Annotated in this window: 15 protein-coding genes and 1 pseudogene; 8 read left to right on the top strand and 8 right to left on the bottom strand. The window is 65.3% G+C overall.

Annotated elements, in window-relative coordinates; all coding sequences use genetic code 11:
- Both HYH08_RS03445 and HYH08_RS03440 read right to left on the bottom strand, forming a co-directional pair.
- A pseudogene (locus tag HYH08_RS03445) lies at positions 1-292 on the bottom strand (Fe-S cluster assembly protein SufB); the annotation flags it as partial.
- 113 nt (positions 293-405) lie between these two features.
- Positions 406-1545: a cysteine desulfurase family protein gene (locus HYH08_RS03440; protein WP_220008320.1), complete on the bottom strand. Its 1140-nt coding sequence runs from the start codon at positions 1543-1545 to the stop codon at positions 406-408.
- A 351-nt stretch (positions 1546-1896) separates the two neighbouring features.
- Here HYH08_RS03440 and HYH08_RS03435 point away from each other — a divergent pair, with 351 nt between their 5' ends.
- Positions 1897-2544, top strand: a complete 648-nt coding sequence (locus tag HYH08_RS03435; protein ID WP_008143006.1) for an alpha/beta hydrolase — start codon at positions 1897-1899, stop codon at positions 2542-2544.
- A 72-nt stretch (positions 2545-2616) separates the two neighbouring features.
- On the opposite strand, the gene HYH08_RS03430 is transcribed toward HYH08_RS03435, so the two are convergent.
- The 3 genes from HYH08_RS03430 to HYH08_RS03420 form a co-directional block, all read right to left on the bottom strand.
- Entirely contained in the window at positions 2617-2940 is a 324-nt protein-coding gene (locus tag HYH08_RS03430) for a DMT family transporter (protein ID WP_220008319.1), read from the bottom strand.
- A 7-nt stretch (positions 2941-2947) separates the two neighbouring features.
- On the bottom strand, positions 2948-3625 hold the full coding sequence (locus HYH08_RS03425; protein ID WP_220008318.1) for a glutathione S-transferase family protein: 678 nt from the start codon (positions 3623-3625) through the stop codon (positions 2948-2950).
- Between the two features lie 99 nt (positions 3626-3724).
- A complete protein-coding gene (locus tag HYH08_RS03420; RefSeq protein WP_220008317.1) occupies positions 3725-4828 on the bottom strand; it encodes an anhydro-N-acetylmuramic acid kinase in 1104 nt (367 codons plus the stop codon).
- Positions 4829-4992: 164 nt separating this feature from the next.
- Here HYH08_RS03420 and tyrS point away from each other — a divergent pair, with 164 nt between their 5' ends.
- From tyrS to HYH08_RS03400, 4 genes are all read left to right on the top strand, one after another.
- Positions 4993-6246, top strand: coding sequence for a tyrosine--tRNA ligase (tyrS, locus tag HYH08_RS03415; protein WP_220008316.1), 1254 nt, complete (start codon positions 4993-4995; stop codon positions 6244-6246).
- Between the two features lie 56 nt (positions 6247-6302).
- Positions 6303-7562 carry an MFS transporter gene (locus tag HYH08_RS03410; protein ID WP_220008315.1) on the top strand — a complete coding sequence of 420 codons (1260 nt, stop codon included), beginning with the start codon at positions 6303-6305 and terminating at the stop codon, positions 7560-7562.
- A gap of 219 nt (positions 7563-7781) precedes the next feature.
- The gene (locus HYH08_RS03405) at positions 7782-8186 is read left to right on the top strand and encodes a DoxX family protein (RefSeq protein ID WP_220008314.1); all 405 of its coding nucleotides are present in this window, start codon (positions 7782-7784) and stop codon (positions 8184-8186) included.
- A 390-nt stretch (positions 8187-8576) separates the two neighbouring features.
- Entirely contained in the window at positions 8577-10268 is a 1692-nt protein-coding gene (locus HYH08_RS03400; RefSeq protein WP_220008313.1) for a methyl-accepting chemotaxis protein, read from the top strand.
- A 150-nt stretch (positions 10269-10418) separates the two neighbouring features.
- Here HYH08_RS03400 and HYH08_RS03395 read toward each other — a convergent pair whose 3' ends face one another.
- Complete coding sequence (locus HYH08_RS03395; protein WP_220008312.1) at positions 10419-14228, bottom strand: YhdP family protein; 3810 nt, start codon at positions 14226-14228, stop codon at positions 10419-10421.
- Positions 14229-14423: 195 nt separating this feature from the next.
- Here HYH08_RS03395 and HYH08_RS03390 point away from each other — a divergent pair, with 195 nt between their 5' ends.
- Both HYH08_RS03390 and HYH08_RS03385 read left to right on the top strand, forming a co-directional pair.
- On the top strand, positions 14424-15104 hold the full coding sequence (locus tag HYH08_RS03390; protein ID WP_220008311.1) for a peroxiredoxin: 681 nt from the start codon (positions 14424-14426) through the stop codon (positions 15102-15104).
- A gap of 110 nt (positions 15105-15214) precedes the next feature.
- Positions 15215-16576 carry a M23 family metallopeptidase gene (locus HYH08_RS03385; protein ID WP_220008310.1) on the top strand — a complete coding sequence of 454 codons (1362 nt, stop codon included), beginning with the start codon at positions 15215-15217 and terminating at the stop codon, positions 16574-16576.
- A 212-nt stretch (positions 16577-16788) separates the two neighbouring features.
- Here the strand turns inward: HYH08_RS03385 and HYH08_RS03380 are convergent, their stop codons facing one another.
- Positions 16789-18000 carry a DUF5666 domain-containing protein gene (locus tag HYH08_RS03380; RefSeq protein WP_220008309.1) on the bottom strand — a complete coding sequence of 404 codons (1212 nt, stop codon included), beginning with the start codon at positions 17998-18000 and terminating at the stop codon, positions 16789-16791.
- Positions 17997-18872 carry a DUF6502 family protein gene (locus HYH08_RS03375; RefSeq protein ID WP_220008308.1) on the bottom strand — a complete coding sequence of 292 codons (876 nt, stop codon included), beginning with the start codon at positions 18870-18872 and terminating at the stop codon, positions 17997-17999. The genes HYH08_RS03380 and HYH08_RS03375 overlap by 4 nt, the downstream gene beginning before the upstream one ends.
- 124 nt (positions 18873-18996) lie before the next feature.
- Here HYH08_RS03375 and HYH08_RS03370 point away from each other — a divergent pair, with 124 nt between their 5' ends.
- Positions 18997-19161: a hypothetical protein gene (locus HYH08_RS03370; protein WP_220008307.1), complete on the top strand. Its 165-nt coding sequence runs from the start codon at positions 18997-18999 to the stop codon at positions 19159-19161.
- Positions 19162-19166: the final 5 nt, after the last annotated feature.

Raw genomic sequence — 19166 nt, 5'->3', positions numbered from 1 at the left:
CCGTCTTCTTCGGCTTCGGCGCCGCGTAGTAATAGAGATCCTGGAAATCGATCTTCGGATAGTCGACCCGCGCCCAGGTCGGCTCAGTCATGGTCAGCCAGCGCCGATAGGCCTCGAGCCGCCATTGGAGCATCCAGGCGGGTTCGTTCTTCTTCTGCGAGATGAATTTTACGATCTCTTCCGACAGCCCCTTGGGGGCCTTCTCGGACTCGATCTGGGTCTCAAACCCATAACGATACTGGTCGACGTCGATGCGCTTGACGCGCTCGACCGTCTCTTGGACGGCTGGCATTCTATCCTCCGCTCGCGGTTTCAAGGACCGCGGTGGATCAAACTCGAACGAGTATTACGATGTTTTGAGGCCGAAAGCACGGACTTAGAACCGTTCAAGCCGTGTTTCGTCGCTTAGCCCTTAAGTAGGGTATTACCGAGCTTTCGCCAAGCCTCTAACGCCCTGTTGATGTCATCTGGTCCTGTGGACCACCCCACACTGAGGCGCACCGCTCCCTGGGCCACCGCGGGGTCGAATCCCATCGCCGAGAGCACATGAGAGGGCTGGACCTTGCCGGAGGAACAGGCCGATCCGGAGGAGACGGCGATCCCTTCGAGGTCAAAACCGATCACGGCGGTCTCGGCCTTCAGGCCGGGCGCCGTGAAAAGAATGGTGTTGGGTAGCCGCTCGGCGTCATCAGAAAAGATCGTCGCGCCGGCGACGGTGCGGATACCCTTTTCCAAGCGATTTCTGAGGCTTGCCATCTGTTCCGCATCCTCAGGGAGAGCCTGAAGCGCAGCCCTCACCGCCGCGCCAAAGCCGGCGATGCCGGCGACATTCTCGGTTCCCGCGCGGCGGTTCAGCTCTTGCCCGCCGCCCCGCAGCACCGGCTCGAGGCCAGCGAGGCCTTCCGCCACGACCAGCGCGCCGACGCCCTTGGGTCCGCCGATCTTGTGCGCAGACAAGGTCGCAAGGTCCGCGCCTATCGCGTTCATATTGAAAGCAATCTTGCCCAGGGCCTGGATCGCGTCGACATGCAGGAGGCCGCCGGCCTCGTGGACGATCCGGGCAGCCTCCGTGACCGGCTGCAGCGCGCCCGTCTCGTTGTTGGCCGCCATGATCGAGACCAGGGCCGGCGGGCCGTCCTTGAGCTGCGCCCTGAGATCGTCGAGATCGACCACACCCGCGTGTGTCACCCTGATATGACCGATCTTATCCGCCGGGAACCGGCCGCCTGCCAGGACCGAGGCGTGTTCGACCGCCGAGACCAGCAGCCGCTCGACGGGGCCGCCGGAGGGTCCCCGGAGGCCCGGCGACAGCGCTAGCGCATTGGCCTCGGTTCCCGCGGAGGTGAAGACGACGTTCCGCGGCAGCGCGCCGACCGCCGCTGCGAGCGCGCCGCGTGCATCCTCAACCAGCCGTCGCGCTTCCCGCCCCTCGGCATGGACTGAGGACGGATTGCCGATCAGCTCCCAAGCCGCGAGCATGGCGCCTCGCGCCTCGGCACGCAGCGGTGTCGTCGCATTCCAGTCGAGATAGACGCGGCTCGGCATTGAGTAATATAATACCTACAATCGCAGGCCAGTTTCGCCCGCTCACGCCCGACATGGGCTCCGGCCGCGCGCTTGGCAACCGTGATTCCGACGCCACCGCCAGCGATGACGCCGCCATGACAAGCTAACGCCTTGAGCCCATTGGCTGATGTTCAAGATGCTTGCTTTTTGCCCCTGCGCCCATGTTAGAACGCGCACCGTCAAGTCACCGCGCGCCGTCTAGCGCATCACCGCGAGGCGCACGCCTTCTCACCCTTCCATTCGCGCTTTCGTCGGCATCGCTGTCGATGAGGCCACAATCGGTTGATTGCCGAGAATTCTCGCTCCAGCACATCAATCAAGAGATCACCGATGCCTGAAGTCATTTTCGCCGGACCCGCTGGCCGTCTCGAAGGCCGCTATCACCCGGCCAAGCAGAAGAACGCGCCGATCGCGATGATCCTGCATCCGCATCCGCAGTTTCACGGCACGATGAACCATCAGATCGTGTACCAGTGCTACTATGCCTTCGCGCATCGCGGCTTCTCGGTGCTGCGCTTCAATTTCCGCGGCGTCGGCCGCAGCCAGGGCTCGTTCGACCACGGCACCGGCGAATTGTCGGATGCGGCGGCCGCGCTCGACTGGGCGCAGACTATCAATCCCGAAGCGCGCGCCTGCTGGGTCGCCGGCTTCTCCTTCGGCGCCTGGATCGGCATGCAGCTCCTGATGCGCCGCCCCGAGGTCGAAGGTTTTATTTCGATCGCGCCGCCCGCGAACCTCTACGACTTCTCGTTCCTTGCGCCCTGCCCATCCTCGGGACTTATTGTCCACGGTGAGAAGGATGCGGTGGTGCCGCCGAAGGACGTCAACACGCTGGTCGAGAAGCTGAAGACGCAGAAGGGCATCGTGATCGACCAGCAGGTCATCCCCGGCGCCAACCACTTCTTCGACGCCAAGCTCGAGCCGCTGATGGAAACCATCACGGCGTATCTGGACATGCGTCTGGCCAACGTGCGCTGAGAGCGCGCGCTGAGACTCATGTTTTGAGCATGATCTTATCGGAAAACCGCTTAACACTTTTCCGGATCATGCTCAGGCCAGCTTGAGCGCGACGATCCCCATCAAGACGAGCGCGATGCCCGCAAGCTTCATCGCGCTCAGGCTCTCGCCGAACAGCACGACACCCATGACGAAGGTGCCGGCAGCTCCAATGCCGGTCCACACCGAATAGGCGACGCCGACTTCCAGCACCTTCAACGCGCGCCCGAGCAGAAAGACGAAGGCGGCGAGCAGCACGAGCGAAGCGATGCTCCAGCCTGCCCTCGTGTAGCCTTCCGCATATTTCATCGAGATCGCCCAGCCGACATCGAGGAGGCCTGCGACCACCAGCATCAGCCAGGCCAGGGATTGCGACATCGCGAACTCAGGCCGCGAGCTTGAGCAGATGCGCGTCGTGGCGGACGAGGAAGGCGCGCAGCAATTGCGGATAGTCGGCGCCGACCGCCGTGCGTACGCTCGGGCGCTTGGCGAGTTCGGCTCGCCACGCCTGCACCTTGGGCACATCCGTGAAAATGCCATGCTCGGTCAATTCGTCGAACAGATCGAAATAGCGGAAGATCGGCGCGAAAACCGCATCGACCAGGCTGAACGCCTTGCCTGCGAAATACGGGCCCTCGCCAAGCGCAGCTTCAACGCGTGCGAATTTCGCGCCGAGCGCCTGACGCTTGCTCTCGAATGTCGCGGGATCCGTCGTGGTCTCCAGCCCCCAGAGGTCGCCGAGGATGGCCGAGCCGAACTCCATCCACGCACGGTGCTCGGCCCGCTTCAGCGCATCCGCCGGATGCAGTTTTGTCCCGCCTTGCGTCTCCTCGATGTACTCACAAATCACGTTGCTCTCGAACAGCGCGACCTCGCCGTTGTCAGTCGTCACCACCAATACCGGCACCTTGCCGAGCGGCGACAGCTTCAAGAACCAGTCGGGCTTATCAGCGAGATCGATGTCGATCCGCTCGAACGGGACGTCCTTCTCCTGCAGCGCGATCACTGCGCGCTGCACATAGGGGCAAAGCTTGTGGCTGATCAGTTTGAGCGAGGCGGTCATGGCAATGATTCCGGCGGTTGAATACAACTGCCGTCAAGATAGATGCAATTGCATGAACTTGTCAAGATCCATGCAATTGCATTAAATGCCCCGAACGCCTCACGGCCGTGCGATCACCCCGCCCGTCATCGGCATCGGCACGCCCGTCGTGGCCGGATAGGACAGCGGCAGGCCCTTCAGGCCGCGGGCGGCGAGAAAGCCGAAGGCCTGTGCCTCGATGGCGTCGGAGGCCCAGCCGAGCGCCTCGGCAGCCTCCACCGTGGCCGTGCCGACCCGCTCCCTGAGCATCCGCATCATGGTGAGATTGCGGGCGCCGCCGCCGCAGACGATCCAGCTGCGCGGCCGGCGCGGCAGCAGCGGGATGATGCGCGCGATGGCGGCTGCGGTGAACGCGGTCAGCGTCGCGGCGCCGTCGGCGGGCAGGACATCGCCGAGCTTCAGGACGGCAAAGTCGTTGCGGTCGAGCGATTTCGGCGGCGGCGCGGCGAAGAACGGCAGCTCCAGCGCCTTCGCGATCCAGGCTTCGTCCACGTTGCCGTGCGCCGCGAACTTGCCCTCGGCATCGAAGGCCTGGTTCATGGTGCGGTACATGAAGTCGTCGAGCAGCGCGTTGCCGGGCCCGGTGTCGCAGGCGATCAGCGTGTCGTTGCCGTCGATATAGGTAATATTGGAGACGCCGCCGATATTGACGACGACGATCGGCCCCTCGCGCTCCAGCGCGTTGGCGAGCGCCCGGTGGTAGACCGGCACGAACGGCGCGCCCTGCCCGCCGGCCTCGACGTCGGCGGCGCGGAAGTCGTGCATGACAGGAATATGGATCGCCCTGGCCAGCGAGGCGGCATCGCCGATCTGGACCGTCAGCCGACGCTCCGGGCGGTGCAGCACGGTTTGGCCGTGGAAGCCGACGATGTCGATATCCTCCGGCTTCATCCGGTTCTGGGCGACGAAGGCGGCGACCGCCTCGGCATGGGCCTGCGTGACCGCCCGCTCGGCCTCGGCCAGAATGCCCGGCCGGGCGTCGCGCTGCGGCAGGTGTACGGCCTCGCTCAGCGCCTGGCGCAGCAGATTGCGTTCCGCCGGGCTGTAAGGCCGGTAGCCGGAGGGCCCGAACGCCTTCACCTGCTTTCCGTCGGTCTCGATCAGCGCGACATCCACCCCGTCCAGCGAGGTGCCGCTCATCAAGCCGAGTGCCGTCAACATCATGGGATCAGCGTCCTCAAACACCCCTCCGGCATGCCGATCTTGTGCCAGAGGGACACATCTTATAATGCCACAGCGCCAAGTGGCGGGCAGCAACCGAGTTCCCGGGCAAGACCCTTAAATTGCGCCCAAAACAGTAAACCAAGAATTTCTGGGCATGCCGACAGATGACTGCATTTAAATCGGATTTCCTCAACACGCTGCAGGAACGTGGATTCATCCACCAATGCTCCGATTTCGAGGGGCTGGACGCGCTCGCCGCCAAGGGCGAGGCGACCGCCTATGTCGGCTACGATTGCACCGCCCGCTCGCTGCACATCGGCAATTACCTGACCATGATGATGCTGCACTGGCTCCAAGAGTCCGGCAACAAGCCGATCACGCTGATGGGCGGCGGCACCACCATGGTCGGCGATCCCTCCGGCAAGGACGAGACGCGCGCGATCCGCACCATTGCCGAGATCGAGGCCAACAAGGAATCGATCCGCGGCGTGTTCGCGAAGGTGCTGAAGTACGGCGATGGCAAGAGCGACGCCATCATGCTGGACAATGCGGAATGGCTGACCAAGCTGAACTGGATCGAGATGCTGCGCGATGTCGGCCGGCACTTCTCGGTCAACCGCATGCTGACGATGGACTCCGTGCGCCTGCGCCTCGAGCGCGAGCAGGAGATGAGCTTCATCGAGTTCAACTACATGGTCTGCCAGGCCTACGACTTCGTCGAGCTCGCCAAGCGCACCGGGTGCAGATTGCAGATGGGCGGCTCGGACCAGTGGGGCAACATCATCATGGGCGTCGATCTCGGCCGCCGCATGGGCACGCACCAGCTGTTCGCGCTGACGACGCCGCTGCTGACCACCGCCTCCGGTGCCAAGATGGGCAAGACCGCGCAGGGCGCGGTGTGGCTGAACGCCGACCAGTTCTCGCCCTATGACTTCTGGCAGTACTGGCGCAACACCGAGGACGCCGACGTCGGCAAGTTCCTGAAACTGTTCACGACGCTGCCGATGAGCGAGATCAGGAAGCTCGAGGCGCTCGGCGGATCCGAGATCAACGAGGCCAAGAAGGTGCTCGCCACGGAAGCGACCGCACTGCTGCACGGCCGCGACGCAGCAAACGAAGCGGCCGAAACCGCACGTCGCACCTTTGAGGAAGGCGCGCTGGCGGAAACGCTTCCCACCGTGGAAATTCCGCGCGGCGAACTGGATGCCGGCCTCGGCGTGCTCAACGCTTTCGTCAAAGCGGGCCTCGTTGCCTCCAACGGCGAGGCACGGCGCCAGATCAAGGGCGGCGGCCTGCGCATCAACGACGAGCCGGTGACCGACGAAAAGATGGCGCTTTCGGCGGGCAATTTGACGCCGGAAGGCGTGATCAAGCTGTCGTTCGGCAAGAAGAAGCACGTCCTCATCAAGCCTGCATAGGCGTATGAGCTTTTGATGCTTGTCAGGGCGCGTCGAAGCGCGCTCCCTGACCGGCAATGGACCAGAAAACAATCGGGGAAGCGAGCAAGGACGGTGTGGCGGCTACGCCTGAAGGCGCCGTGCGCATCGCGCTCACCGTGCTTGCTCTCTGCTTCACGCTGGCCGTTCTCGGCCGCGGGCTCGGCGACAGCTTTACGGTCTTCCTGAAGCCGATCTCGGAAAGCTTTGGCTGGGACCGCGGGCAGATCGTCTCGGTCTATTCGCTCACCTGGCTCGCGAGCGGCCTCACCGCGCCGTTCGTCGGACGGCTGTTCGACCATTCCGGACCGCCCATCGTCTACGCACTTGGCCTCTTGCTGCTCGGCGCGGCGTTCCTGATTGCGGCGCACGCGCAGCATCTGTGGCAGTTCCAGTTCTCGATCGGGCTCTGCGTCGGCATCGGTGTCGCGTTCATCGGCATCGTGCCGAACTCGATCCTGCTCGGCCGCTGGTTCGGGCCGCGGCTGCCGACTGCGATGTCGGTGGTGTATTCGGCGATGGGCGGCGGCGTGCTGGCCCTGCTGCCGGCCTCGCAGCTGCTGATCGACCACATCGGCTGGCGCGACACCTACCAGCTGTTCGGCTTTGCCGCATTGGGCCTGCTGCTGCCGCTGATGCTGCTGCCGTGGCGATTGTTCGCTGCGGGCTCACCTTATGTCACGAAGAAGACCGATCCCGATTTCGTCGACAATGGCTGGACGCTTCTGCGCGCGATGCGTCACCACGCCTTCTGGGCGCTGTTCTCGACCTTCTTCTTCACCGCCGTCGGCATGTATTCGATCGCAGCCCAGATCGTGGCTTATCTGATCGATGCCGGCTTCCCGCCGCTGCAGGCCGCGACCGCCTGGGGCTTTTCGGGCGTCGTGCTGGTGTTCGGCATGCTCGGGGTGTCCGCGCTCGACGGCCTGATCGGACGCCGGCCGTCGGTGCTCTTGAGCTACGCGATCTCGATCCTCGGCATCGCCCTGCTCTGGCTGCTGCAGTACTCGCCGAACATTCTTCTCCTCACCGGCTTCGTCGTCTGCTTCGGCAGCATGATGGGCTCGCGCGGCCCGCTGATCAGCGCCACTGCGATGCGGATTTTCCAGGGCAAGCGCGTCGGCACCATCTACGGCACCATCTCGATCGGCAGCGGCCTCGGCTCGGCGTTCGGCTCCTGGAGCGGCGGCCTGATCCACGATGCGACTCACGGCTATAATGCGCTGCTCGCCTTCGCACTTGCGAGCGTGGTGCTCGGAATGATTCCGTTCCTGATTGTCCCCGCCTTACGGCGCTAGGTCTCCCAGAGGTAACCTGAGCGCATCCGTGTCACCGGGAAATTACGGATGGGTGCGATGCGAACCCGCGCAAAAAATGCGGAGCACGCGCGGCTGAAAGCCCGGCCTGCGGTGTTTTGTCCGACATGACAAAAATGTCAGCGCGAATCGAGCTTGGGCCGCTTGCGGGGCGGGATTGAATACGGTCCAAGTCGCGCATTGGATGGAGGGCACAAACCAATGAACTTTCCCTATCTCGTTCGCTTTCAACCGGTTCTCTTGAGCCTGTTTCGCTTCATCACCGGGCTCCTGCTGTTTCAGTACGGCGTCGCCAAACTGTTCAAGTTTCCGGTGCTCCCCTACTTCGCAAACATCCCGCCGATCATCTATGCGGCCGGTACGCTCGAGCTCGTGCTCGGCGCGCTGTTGATGATCGGCCTGTTCACCCGCCTCACCGCTTTCATCCTCTCGGGTGAAATGGCCTTCGCCTATTTCATGGGCCACATGTTCAAGGGCGAGACGCCGGTGTTCCTGCCGCTGCTGAATGGCGGCACCGCGGCGATCCTGTTCTGCTTCGCCTGCCTCTATCTCTCGGCAGCGGGTGGCGGCTCGGTCAGCGCCGACGCGGCAATGGGCAAGGACTAACCCGCCGGCGATGCGCTGACGCGACGCGGGCGCACGCGATTAACGCCAAAGTAACGGATGGCGCCGGCAACATTGCCGGTGCCGTTCAACGAGAGCCCAATACGTTCCAGATGAGAACGAGGGCCACCACGAGCAGCGCGGACATGACGAGGCGATGAACGAATCGGTTCATGGCCGCTCCGCCCCGGCTCGATCACCACCAAAGTCCGAAGTCGATCTTCTCCAGCAGGCGCGCCGACATGCGCCGGCGCCTGGCGATTTGCCCGCACGGTTACGCATAAGGCTGCGGACGCGGTCCCGCGCGGCGCGCCGCCGCACCGCCATGTTCATGAATGGTAAGCACTTCATGCTAGCACTGTTGACAATAACAACCATTCTGTAGGGGCTGTGATGAAGTTGCTGAGCCATCTGAAGATCCGTACCAAGCTGACCAGCATGGTCTGCCTGGCCGCTCTCACAGTCACGGCCATCATCGCGGTATCGGCCTTCCTCAGCAAGAACCGCATGATGGAAGACCGGGTCCAGCAGATGAAGACTGCGGTCGACATGCTCTACAGCCTGGCCCAGTCGGTTCAGGACGACGTGGCGGCGGGCAAGCTGACGCAAGCGGAAGCCAAGGCCCAGTTCCATATGCGCGGCCGGCGCATGAGCTTCAACGGCGGCCAAGGCTACCCCGTCGTCTACAATCCCGACACCTCCCTGCTCGTGAACGGTGCCAACCAACAGCTCGAAGGCAAGATCACCGGCGCGAAAGACGCGAACGGCGTCATGATCGCCGACGCGATCCTCAAGGCCGGCGAACAGAACGGCGGCGGCGTGACTTCCTATCTCTATCCCCGTCCGGGCCAGACCGAGGCGGTCCGCAAGACCGTGTTCGCACGCAAGTTCGCGCCCTGGAACGCCACGATCAGCTACGGCCTCTATGTCGACGACATCGATGCCGACGTCCGCGCGCTGACGCTGGAGCTCGCCGCGGTCGGCGGCGCCCTGATGCTGCTGATGGCCACGCTGTCCTGGCTGATCGCCCGCGACGTGCTCGGCGCGCTCGACCGCCAGAAGAACCGCATGCAGGAGATTTCCGAAGGCGCCATCGACAAGCCGGTCGAGGAGACCGATCGCGGCGACGAGATCGGCCGCATGGCCGAGACGCTTGAAGTGCTCCGGCAGACCGCACTGACGGCCCGCAATCTGGAGGCCGAGCAGGTCGCCGCCAAGACCCGCAGCGAGCAGGAGAAACGCGATGCGCTGATCTCGCTTGCAGATCGCTTCGATGCCTCTGTCGGCCAACTCGTCGGCCTGATGGCCTCCGGCTCCGGCGAGCTCGAAACGACCGCCAAGTCGATGTCGTCGACCGCCGAGGGCACCAACCGCCGCGCCGCCGTGGTCGGCTCCGCCGCCACCGAAGCCAGCCAGCGTGTCCAGACGGTCGCGGCGGCCGCGGAAGAACTCTCTTCCTCCATCACCGAGATCAGCCGTCAGGTCGCGCAGTCGGCCGAGGTGACGGGCCGTGCCGTCGACAGTGCCCGCCGCACCGACACCATCGTACGCGCGCTCTCCGACGGCGCCCAGCAGATCGAGCACGTTGCGGAGTTGATCTCCAGCATCGCCGCCCAGACCAACCTGCTCGCGCTCAATGCCACCATCGAGGCCGCGCGTGCGGGCGAAGCCGGCCGCGGCTTTGCCGTCGTCGCCTCCGAAGTGAAGTCGCTGGCAAGCCAGACCGCGGAAGCCACGCGCGAGATCGGCGACAAGATCGCGCAGATCCAGGGCGCGACCAAGGAAGCGGTGGACGCCATCGGCGGCATCACCGCCACCATCGAGGAGGTCAGCCGTATCGCCACCTCGATCGGGGCTGCCATCGAAGAGCAAGGCGCCGCCACCGCCGAGATCGCCCGCAGCGTCTCACAGACCGCGGAAGCCACCAAGGAGGTCACCACCAATATCGGCGGCGTTAGCACCGCGGCGAACGAGACCGGCAACGCCGCCGGCATGGTGCTCGCGGCGGCCTCGAACCTCTCCAAGCAGGCCGAGCAGCTTTCGGGCGAAGTCGGGACGTTCCTGAAGGGCGTTCGCGCGGCGTAAGCGGCACTCAGGACTCAAGACGTTTGGCGCGCAAGCGTCGCCACATTCGTCATGGCCGGGCTCGTCCCGGCCATCCACGTTTTGGCGGTAGTGCGAAGCACGTCGATGCCCGGGACAAGCCCGGGCATGACGGAATTCTGCGCTCTTAACTTAGCGCCGGGCGAGGCTGCAGCCGTTCGAGAGCTGACGGGTGGATCCGGTCGAGCCGTCGTTCGACTGCGAGGGGAACTCCTCGAACGGCGAGTTCTGCTTGCCGGTGTTGAATTCGAAGATTTTGCGGAACAGGCCTGGCGCCATCGCCGAGATCGGGTTGACGCGCATCACGGGCGCGGCCGGCGTGCCGACCACCTCATAGGTCACGCCGATCAGGCCCTCATTGTTGCCGCCACCAAGGAAGATGCCGAACAGCGGGATCTGGCCGAAGATGTTGTTGACGCCGTACATCGGCACGAAGGTGCCGCTCATGCAGACCTGGTTGCCGGGATAGTCGATCGAGCCTTCGATGGTGGCGCCGATCATCGGTCCCTTGACGACGCCGTCGCGGATCGTGAGCGCGCCGTTCTGGCGCGTGAACTCGGCGCGCAGGGCGCTGAAGGAGACGCCGTTACCGGTGCCGTTGGGCGCGCCGGCGGCGACGCGTTCGAGCTGCGCCTCGCCCTTCACCGTGAAGTCGCGCAGGTTGATGAGGCCCTCGCGCGAGGTGTTCGGCTCGGATGTCGGCGGCTCCATCGCCACCACCAATTGGCCGCCGACCGCCTTGGTGTAGGTGTCGGTGAATTTCAGCAGCGAACCTGCATCGTTGGTCTGGAGATAGATCACCTCGCGGTTGCCCTGGGCGCGACCGCCGCGCAGATCCGCCGCCACCGGCGTGTCCTTGCCGATCCTGCCGTTCAGCGTGAAGGCTTTCACCGCGCCGCCGCGGCGCGACATCTTGGCGTCGAGGCTGCGCATCGCCTCGCCGTTGAAACCCATCACAGCGCCGAGCTTCACGTCGATATCGAAATCGACGTTCTTCATCTTGCTCTTGGAATCGTCCTTGGAATTGCCCGAGATCGCCGATTTCAGGAAGCCGCGGCCGTCGAACACGTCGCCGCGCATCGTGCCCTTGACCACGCCGTCCTGGCCGCGCTCGACCTTCAGCGACGCCTTGTCGCCGTCGGACGGCGAATAGGTCGGGAAATTCGCATTCATGAGGTCGCCGTTCGGATCGACTTCCAGCGAGCCCTTGATCGAGGCGCCGCCGCCTTCGATGACGATGTCTTCCAGACGCGTCGATTGCGCCGTCGGCACCACCTTGAACGTCGCCTTGCTCGACTTGCCCGGCAGCTTGACCCAGCCCGGCAGGATGTTGTCGAGCCGGGCCGAGGTCAAATCGGCCTCGATGCCGAGCTTCGTTGTCGCCTCGGGACTGCCGGCGATCTTGCCCGACACCTTGATCGGCACCGACCCGCTGACGGCGGGGCTGAGATCGAAGCCGAGGCGCGCGCGGCTCGCATCGTCCAGCGTCGTCTGCAGCTTGACGTCGGCATCGCCCTCGGCTGGCTTGCGGTAATCGAGCGAAGCAGCCTGCCCGTTGATCTTGACGTCGCCCTTGACCTGATAGCCCTGGTTGTTGGCGGCGATCTTGAGGTTGTTGGCTTCCAGCTTCTGGTTCATCACCAGCTTTTCCGCCGCAAACCCGTTCAGATCGGCGCTCACCGCGTAAGTGGTGTCGGCCTTGGTCAACTCGCCCTTGACCGGCAAGTTGAGCTGGATGTTCGCTGTGAAGGTGCCCTTGGCGGTGTTGGGATCGATCACGGTCGACGACAGATCGCTCAGGCGATCGTTGGAGAGCATTTCGGCCGCCGCAGGCACGGGTCCGTCGACGCGGAACCTGGTGCGTGACGGTGACGGCTTCGGCGCCATGTCAGGCACCTCGAAGATGAAATCGGAGATCGTGATCTTGCGGCCCGCCGGCGTGTCGGCGATGCCCTGCCCGATCGTCACGGTCGCGGTGCGTCCGGTCACGCGGGCCTTCAGATCGGCATCGTGCACGACGGGCATGCCATCGACGGGGCGGACCGCAACGCCGCCCGCCACGATGTTGACCGACAGGCCGTCATCGGGGATCGGCGGACCCTTGCGCGGCAGGTTCCTGGTCGGCGAATTGATCCCGATCTCGATACGCTGAAGCGTGCCGCGCTCGATCCGCTCGATCACCCATTGGCGCAATTCGGGAACGACGAGGGTCGGCCACATCCGCTTGAGCGCGGAGGCCGACATCGGCGTTCCCGCAAAGCCCAGCGTCAGCCGCGGCTCGCCGGAATAATCGATCGCACCGGTGCCGGCGACCCCGATCTCGCCGTTGGAGATGTCGGCCTGCGTCAGCAGGAGGCGCTTGTGGTCGGTGTCGAAACGGAAGCCGATCGCGATCCGGTTGAAGACCAGCGGCGGCTCGTTGTCGATGCCGCCGAGCAGGATCGATCCGCCGCTGAAGCCGAGCTGCCAGTCGTTGATGCTGCCGTTCGGCGGCTCGAGATGCGCCAGCAGCGTCAGGCGGTTGGCGCCCGAGAGAATCTTGAATGGGGCGACCAGCACACGCCGGTTGGCGTCCCACTCGACATTGATCTCGGCCGAGTCGATCGCCATCGGATAATCGGGCGTGTCGGTGTCGATGATGTTGCCGGCGCCGACCGTGACCTTGCCGCGGAAGAAGGTCGGCACGCCGTCGCGGCCGAGTTCGCCCTTGAGCTCGCCGGTCAGCGGCAGATCGGCGGTGTAGGTGAGATCCTTCACCCGCAGCGCCAGCAGGATGTTGGAGGTCGAGACCTTGTCGGCCTTGATGTCGACCGAGCGCACGCCGTTCTCGGCCGGGCCGATCGTGGCGCGCAGCAGCCACGGGCGCGCGCCCTCCTCGCCGAGACTGAGCGTGACGCCACCATGGCTCGGCCGGCGCAGGCTGAGCGTAATGTTCTCGAACGACCATTTGCTGCCGCGCTGCTGGTCGTCGACGATCAGATTGCCGTTCTTCAGGCCGATCTCGTTGAGGTTCTGGCCGTCGAGGCCGGTCATGCTCAGGCTGTCGAGCCAGTCGAGGCCCTGAAGAATGCCGCTCTGCGCAGCCGCCTGAGGGGCGGCCTGCGATGCGTCGGGCGTTGCCGGCGCCATCCCGAACGGCGGCGGCGGGACGCCGTTGCGCGGGAAGGTCGGCGGCAGGCCTGCCTCCTTCTTGGAGGCGACGCCGGTCGCGAGCGGTTTTGCGGTGTCGCCGGCGGATACGGTGACGGTGCCGTCGGGCGCAATGCGGATCGCCAGCTCGGCGTCGACGAGATTGAGGCTCTCGGCGCGAAGGTGCCCCATCAACAGACCCGCACCCGACAGCTTCACCTCGGCCTTCGGCGCGGTGGCGACGATGGCGTGGTCATGGTCGCGGACGACGATGTCACGGATGCGGACGGCGATGCGGATCCGGCCGGCCCGCTCGATCTGGGTGCCGCCGACCTCGACCGTGTTGCCGTGACCGATATTGTCCTCGATCGCCGCCGCCAGCCACGGCGTCGCGATGTCGAGATTGATGGGACCGGCGCCGAGCCGCCACCATAGCGCGCCAAAACAGCCGACGAAAATGACGACGAGCGCTCCGACCACGATGGCCAGCCGCTTCAGCCAGCGGCCTCCGCCGAGCCAGCGGCGCATCGACCCAAACCCGTCACCGAAGCGGTGGAAGCTCGAATGGGAACGCGACAGCAGCCGGCGCGCCCGATGGCCCGCCGCCGCTTCCTGATCTGGATCCCAGTCGGCTTCGTCCCATTCCTGCGGCTCGATTTGGCGGCCGCGCCGATCGACATCCCGATTGTAATCCTTGGGCGACGTATTCCTTGCCATTGCCTCTCGATACAGGCGCCCATCAGAGGACTGAGCGCCGCCCGGACCGCAGCCGTCGACGGGGATCGAAGCGCCCCGCCCCGGCGTTGCCGCCATGCCTCGAATATTCCTGCTGTTCGTCATCTCGCCCCGGGAGCGCGTTCAACGAGCAGTGGGGTGGTGCGTGGAATTCCTTGTAACCATACTCCGGCGTCGTCAGACTTGCCCAGCTGAGGGCGCGATTCCGGCACACCGGACGAGAGCTGCAATACCGCTTTGGTTGACCCGTCGAAAGCGACGAAAGGAAGGCGTATGTCCAAGACATCCCGAAAGAAATCGTCCAAAGCGCCCTCCGGCAGTCCGACGGCTAAAAAGAACGCCCTGAAAGCCCGGGCGTCTGCTCAAACAAAGCCCGCAAAGACCCAGCGGGCACCGGCCAGCAAATCAAAGGCGACCATAGCAAAGACAGCATCGCATGGGGCCGCATCGAAACAGTTAAATTCCTCCAAATCGGCAGCCGCAGCGAAGGCGGCCCTGGCCGAAGGCCAGAAGGCCCCCGCCTTCCGCCTGCCCCGTGACGGCGGAAGCGTGGCCGCGCTGTCGGACTATGCCGGCCAGAAGCTCGTGCTGTTCTTCTACCCCCGCGCCGACACGCCCGGCTGCACCCGGGAGGCCATCGACTTCACCCGGCTTGCCCAAGACTTCAAAGCGGCCGGCACCGCCGTGCTCGGCATTTCCGCCGATTCGTTAAAGGCCCAGGAGAAGTTCCGGGACAAGCACAGCCTTGGCGTCCCCCTGATCTCGGACGCGGAGCACGAGATGCTGGAGGCGTATGGCGCCTGGGGCGAAAAGTCTATGTATGGCAAGCGCTTCCTCGGGATTCTTCGTACCACGGTGCTGGTTGGCAAAGACGGCAAGGTGGCCAAAATCTGGCGTAATGTCCGGGTCGACGGCCATGCCGACCAGGTGCTTGAAGCGGCAAGAAGTCTTTAACCAGCCCGTTAGGTTCTAGCGGTTCCGTTTCCAGAAAATTAACCATGACGGGCCCAGATTGCCGCGGCAGTTAGGCCGTACGGACTCATCCGACCGGCGCGGGAGTGCCGATGTCGAAACGTTCTGCCCAATATTCGCAGTACCCCCAGCATCATCCCCACGACCACGGACGGGCCTTCCAGCGTCGTCCCGCTGCTCCCGCGGCGGCCGTCGCGCTGCCCCTTCCCGACGCCGACGACGCCTACACCATCGTCCATCACGGCAAGCAGGTTCGCCTCGGACCCGTGGTGTTCTGGATCGTGGTCGGCACTGTCGTGCTGCTCGGCCTGTGGTCGGCCGCAACCGCCACCTATTTCGCCTTCCGCGACGACGTCCTGACCCGGCTGATCGCCCGCCAGGCCGAGATGCAATACGCCTATGAGGACCGCATCGCCGAGCTGCGCGCCAGGATCGATCGCACCACCAGCCGTCAGCTGCTCGACCAGGAGCAGTTCGACCAGAAGCTCGACCAGATCATGAAGCGCCAGACGGCGCTGGAGTCCCGGGCCACGGCGCTTGGCGCCATGCCCGACGTGACCGGATCGATTCCCCGCTCGACCCCGCAGCGGAGCGATTCGAGCCAGACCCAGGGCACACCGAAGCCCTCGCCGATCAGCGACACCGTGATTTTCGTGGCGCCGCCGGATCGCGAAGCCCGGCTTGAATCGCGCGCGCCGGCCGCGATGGCGCCGCAGGCCAATCAATTCGCCAAGAACCAGGGTTTTGACAATGTCCTGGTCCGGCTTACGAACTCTCTGGATCAAGTCGAGCGTCGCCAGGTGGCCGCGCTCAGCGCCGTCGAAGAGAGCATGGATTCGCGCATGCGCCGGATGCGTGGCGTGGTCAGCGATCTCGGCCTCAACCTTGCCAATCTCGAAGCTGCCGTGCCGCGTAGCGCCATGGGCGGACCCTTTGTGCCGGTCAAGCTGGCGGCCAATGCCGGACCGTTCGAGAAGCAGCTCAATCGCATCAACATCGCCCGCGCCGAGATGGATCGGCTCAATCGCACGCTGGCGCTGGTCCCCTACCGCAAGCCCGTCATTGGCGAGGTCGAGTTCACTTCAGGCTTTGGCGTGCGCAGCGATCCTTTCCTTGGCCGGCCGGCGATGCACACCGGCCTCGACTTCCGCGCCGCGACCGGCGATCCCGCCCGCGTCACTGCCAACGGCAAGGTGGTCTCGGCCGGCTGGTCCGGCGGATACGGCCGCATGGTCGAGGTCGATCACGGTAACGGGCTCTCGACCCGCTACGGCCATCTCTCCGAGATCAACGTGAAAGTCGGCGAGATCGTCAAGCTCGGCCAGGTCATCGGCCTCGTCGGATCCACGGGCCGCTCGACCGGCCCGCATCTGCACTATGAAACCCGCATCGATGGCGAAGCCGTCGATCCGCAGAAATTCCTGCGCGCCGGCGTGCGGCTCAGCGCAGGCTAGGTCCGGGCTCGACCGTTCGCGTCAGACACGAGCCTGGCACGCCTTCCGGAAGAATTTGAGTCCGGCCTCGATCCCCTCTTCGAGCAACTGGCGAGAATACCGCACTGCACGACGCTGCCGGTCCAACGGCCAGCAGCGAGCTGCGGACAGCTCACTGAGGCAAGCAAATGACCGAGCCCGGATCGACCCGCCCGATGAGCGATCCGATCTCCTCAGCGCCGGCCGCCGCCCATGCCGCCACCGGGGCCACCGAAGCCTCCCCCTCCCGGGCCGCCAGGCCCCATCGGACCTCCGCCGGGCGAGCCAAATCCGCCAGGACCCGGCGGACCGCTGTGTCCGGTCGGTCCGGCCGGCCCGGAGCCTGCGGGCGCGCCGGGGCCGCCCCCCGGCGCAGGGGCACCCGCTGGGCTAGGTTGGCTGCCGCCCGGCGTGGCGGCAGGACGACTCGGATGCATGATCGAGCCACCCGGTGAACGTCCGGGATCGCCGGCGCCGCCGCCCGGCCCCTGCGGGGATGGTCCCGGGCCCCGGCCGATCGCCTGGGTCGACTCGACCTGAAGACCACGCGAGCGATCGAACACGCCGTTGACCACCATGCGGGCTTCCCCCGCGGCCGGGCCGAACCGCGAACCATCACGCGCCACGAGGCCGGAGCCAAGCTGGAGATTTGAGCCCGCGCGCTGCACGTAAGCCTCGATCGACAGGCGGCTCGCGCCCGCAAGATCCGAGAAATCGTCGATCCGCGTACGCGCGGCCTGCATTGCACCCTGACTCGCACGGCCTTCGATCTGGACGCGCTGGCCGACCAGCAGCGGATCGACGCCGCTCAGCTTCAGTCCGCCAATGCGCGGGCCATCGGGCCCGCGCTCGACCAGACCCGTGACACGCTCGGTCGCTCCGCGCCGCGGCTCGACCAGGCTTGCGACGATGACGCCGTCGCTGCGGCGCAAGCCGTAGACGGCCACCTGCGCGCCCGCGCTGAGCTTGGTTTCCTTGCCGCTGACGACGATCTTCTGGCCGAGCACCGTCAATTCGTTGCCCTTCATTTGCTCGATCGGACCTGTGACCTCACTCGCGATCGCGATGCTGCGCGTGACGAGGGTCCCGTCAGCCTGACGGGTCGCGACCACGCGAGCGAGCTGGCCGATGCGCAGCGCTTTGGCAGTCGCCGCCTCCCCGTCGATCCTCACAGGGACGTCGCTGGCATAGGTGATGCGCTCGCCGTTGACGTAGATGCTGCCAAAACGCTGGATGATGCCAACGATGCCGGTGCCGCCGATGCCGTGATCATCGCCGCGCGTGATGCCCGTGCCGCCGATGCCCTGATCGGTGCCAAGCTTGACCTGGGCCCGGGCCACTGCCGTGCCGGCAAGCCAGAACCCCGTCAGCAGCAGACGGCGCGAGATCAGTGGAGGCCGGCTCATGAATGACCGCCCTCTTTGCCGGCGTCCTTTCCGTCGACCTCCTCATCGGCATCTTCGCTGTAGATGTAGATGCCGAAATTCCAGCGGGCCTCGCCACCCTTGTCCTTGGCGAGCGCGCGGTTGGCTTCGCGGTTGGCGGTCTTCAACGCGTCCATCGCGAGCTCGCGGGAGCGCGCCTCGAGCTTCCGCGCCAGCTTTGGCGAGATGTTGTTGTAGTGCACCGCGCGTTCGAGGAAGCGCGGCCCCTCCGAGACGTTTTGCGCGGCGGCCGCGACATGATCGTGCAGGTTACGGCCGAGATAGTGCCATTTGCTGTCGTCCTCGCCCGACGGGACGAAGGCCGCCTCGACCAGCTCGATCTCGTCGGCCGCGTTGATGGTGACGAGCTTGCGGTCGATCCATTCATCGAGCACCGCGCGCGGGCGCACGTCCTTGGTGACGGAGGCGACGAGCTGCTCGAAGGACGGCGCATCACCTTCGGCGGTGCGCGGCAGCGCCAGCGGCTCGCCCTTCGCGTCGGTGAACTCGGGCGCTGCGAGCCAGCGCGCAATCACGGCGCTGGTCAGTGACACCGCGGCCGGCGCCTCGTGCACGGGCGCACCCGCTCCGCGCAGCCGCGCCACCTCCTTGCGATGGATGCCGGTGAGCAGGCTGACGCGGCTGTCGGTCTGCTCCTTTCCCTCCAGCGCGAAATCATGCTCGGCGACATTGACGAAAAGCTCGCGCAGCAATTGGGCCAGGGCCGGAAAAGTCATGCCGCTGCGGATGCACAGCCGCACGAGCGGGCGCAGCAGCCGCGCCAGTGGCGCGTGCAGCTTGGCGGCGGCGTTCGGCTGGGGCGCCGCCGCTTTGGGCCCGGACTTGGCATTCATGTCTGAATTGTACCGACGCAACACGTGGGACACAATCCCACTTTTTCCCCTCTGACGATTGACGTGGTAAATTTTCCCACATATACGGAACAATACTGAGGGCGCGACGTAAAGGGACCCACCCATGGCTGACCGCTTGGTCCGCAATTCCAGTTCGCTGCATGCATTGCCGGCTCCCGATCGGGGGCGCGGCGCAATCGAGCCGATGCTGCCGGTGCTGCTGCGCGGGATCATCTTCATCTCGGTGCTGGCGGCGCGGGGGTTCGTTGCCGCGCTGCTCGCAGGCTGACCACC

Origin of the sequence: Bradyrhizobium sp. BR 10289 (assembly GCF_019455385.1) — a bacterium.
Taxonomy (GTDB): domain Bacteria; phylum Pseudomonadota; class Alphaproteobacteria; order Rhizobiales; family Xanthobacteraceae; genus Bradyrhizobium.
This window is presented reverse-complemented; position numbering and strand designations above follow the sequence as displayed.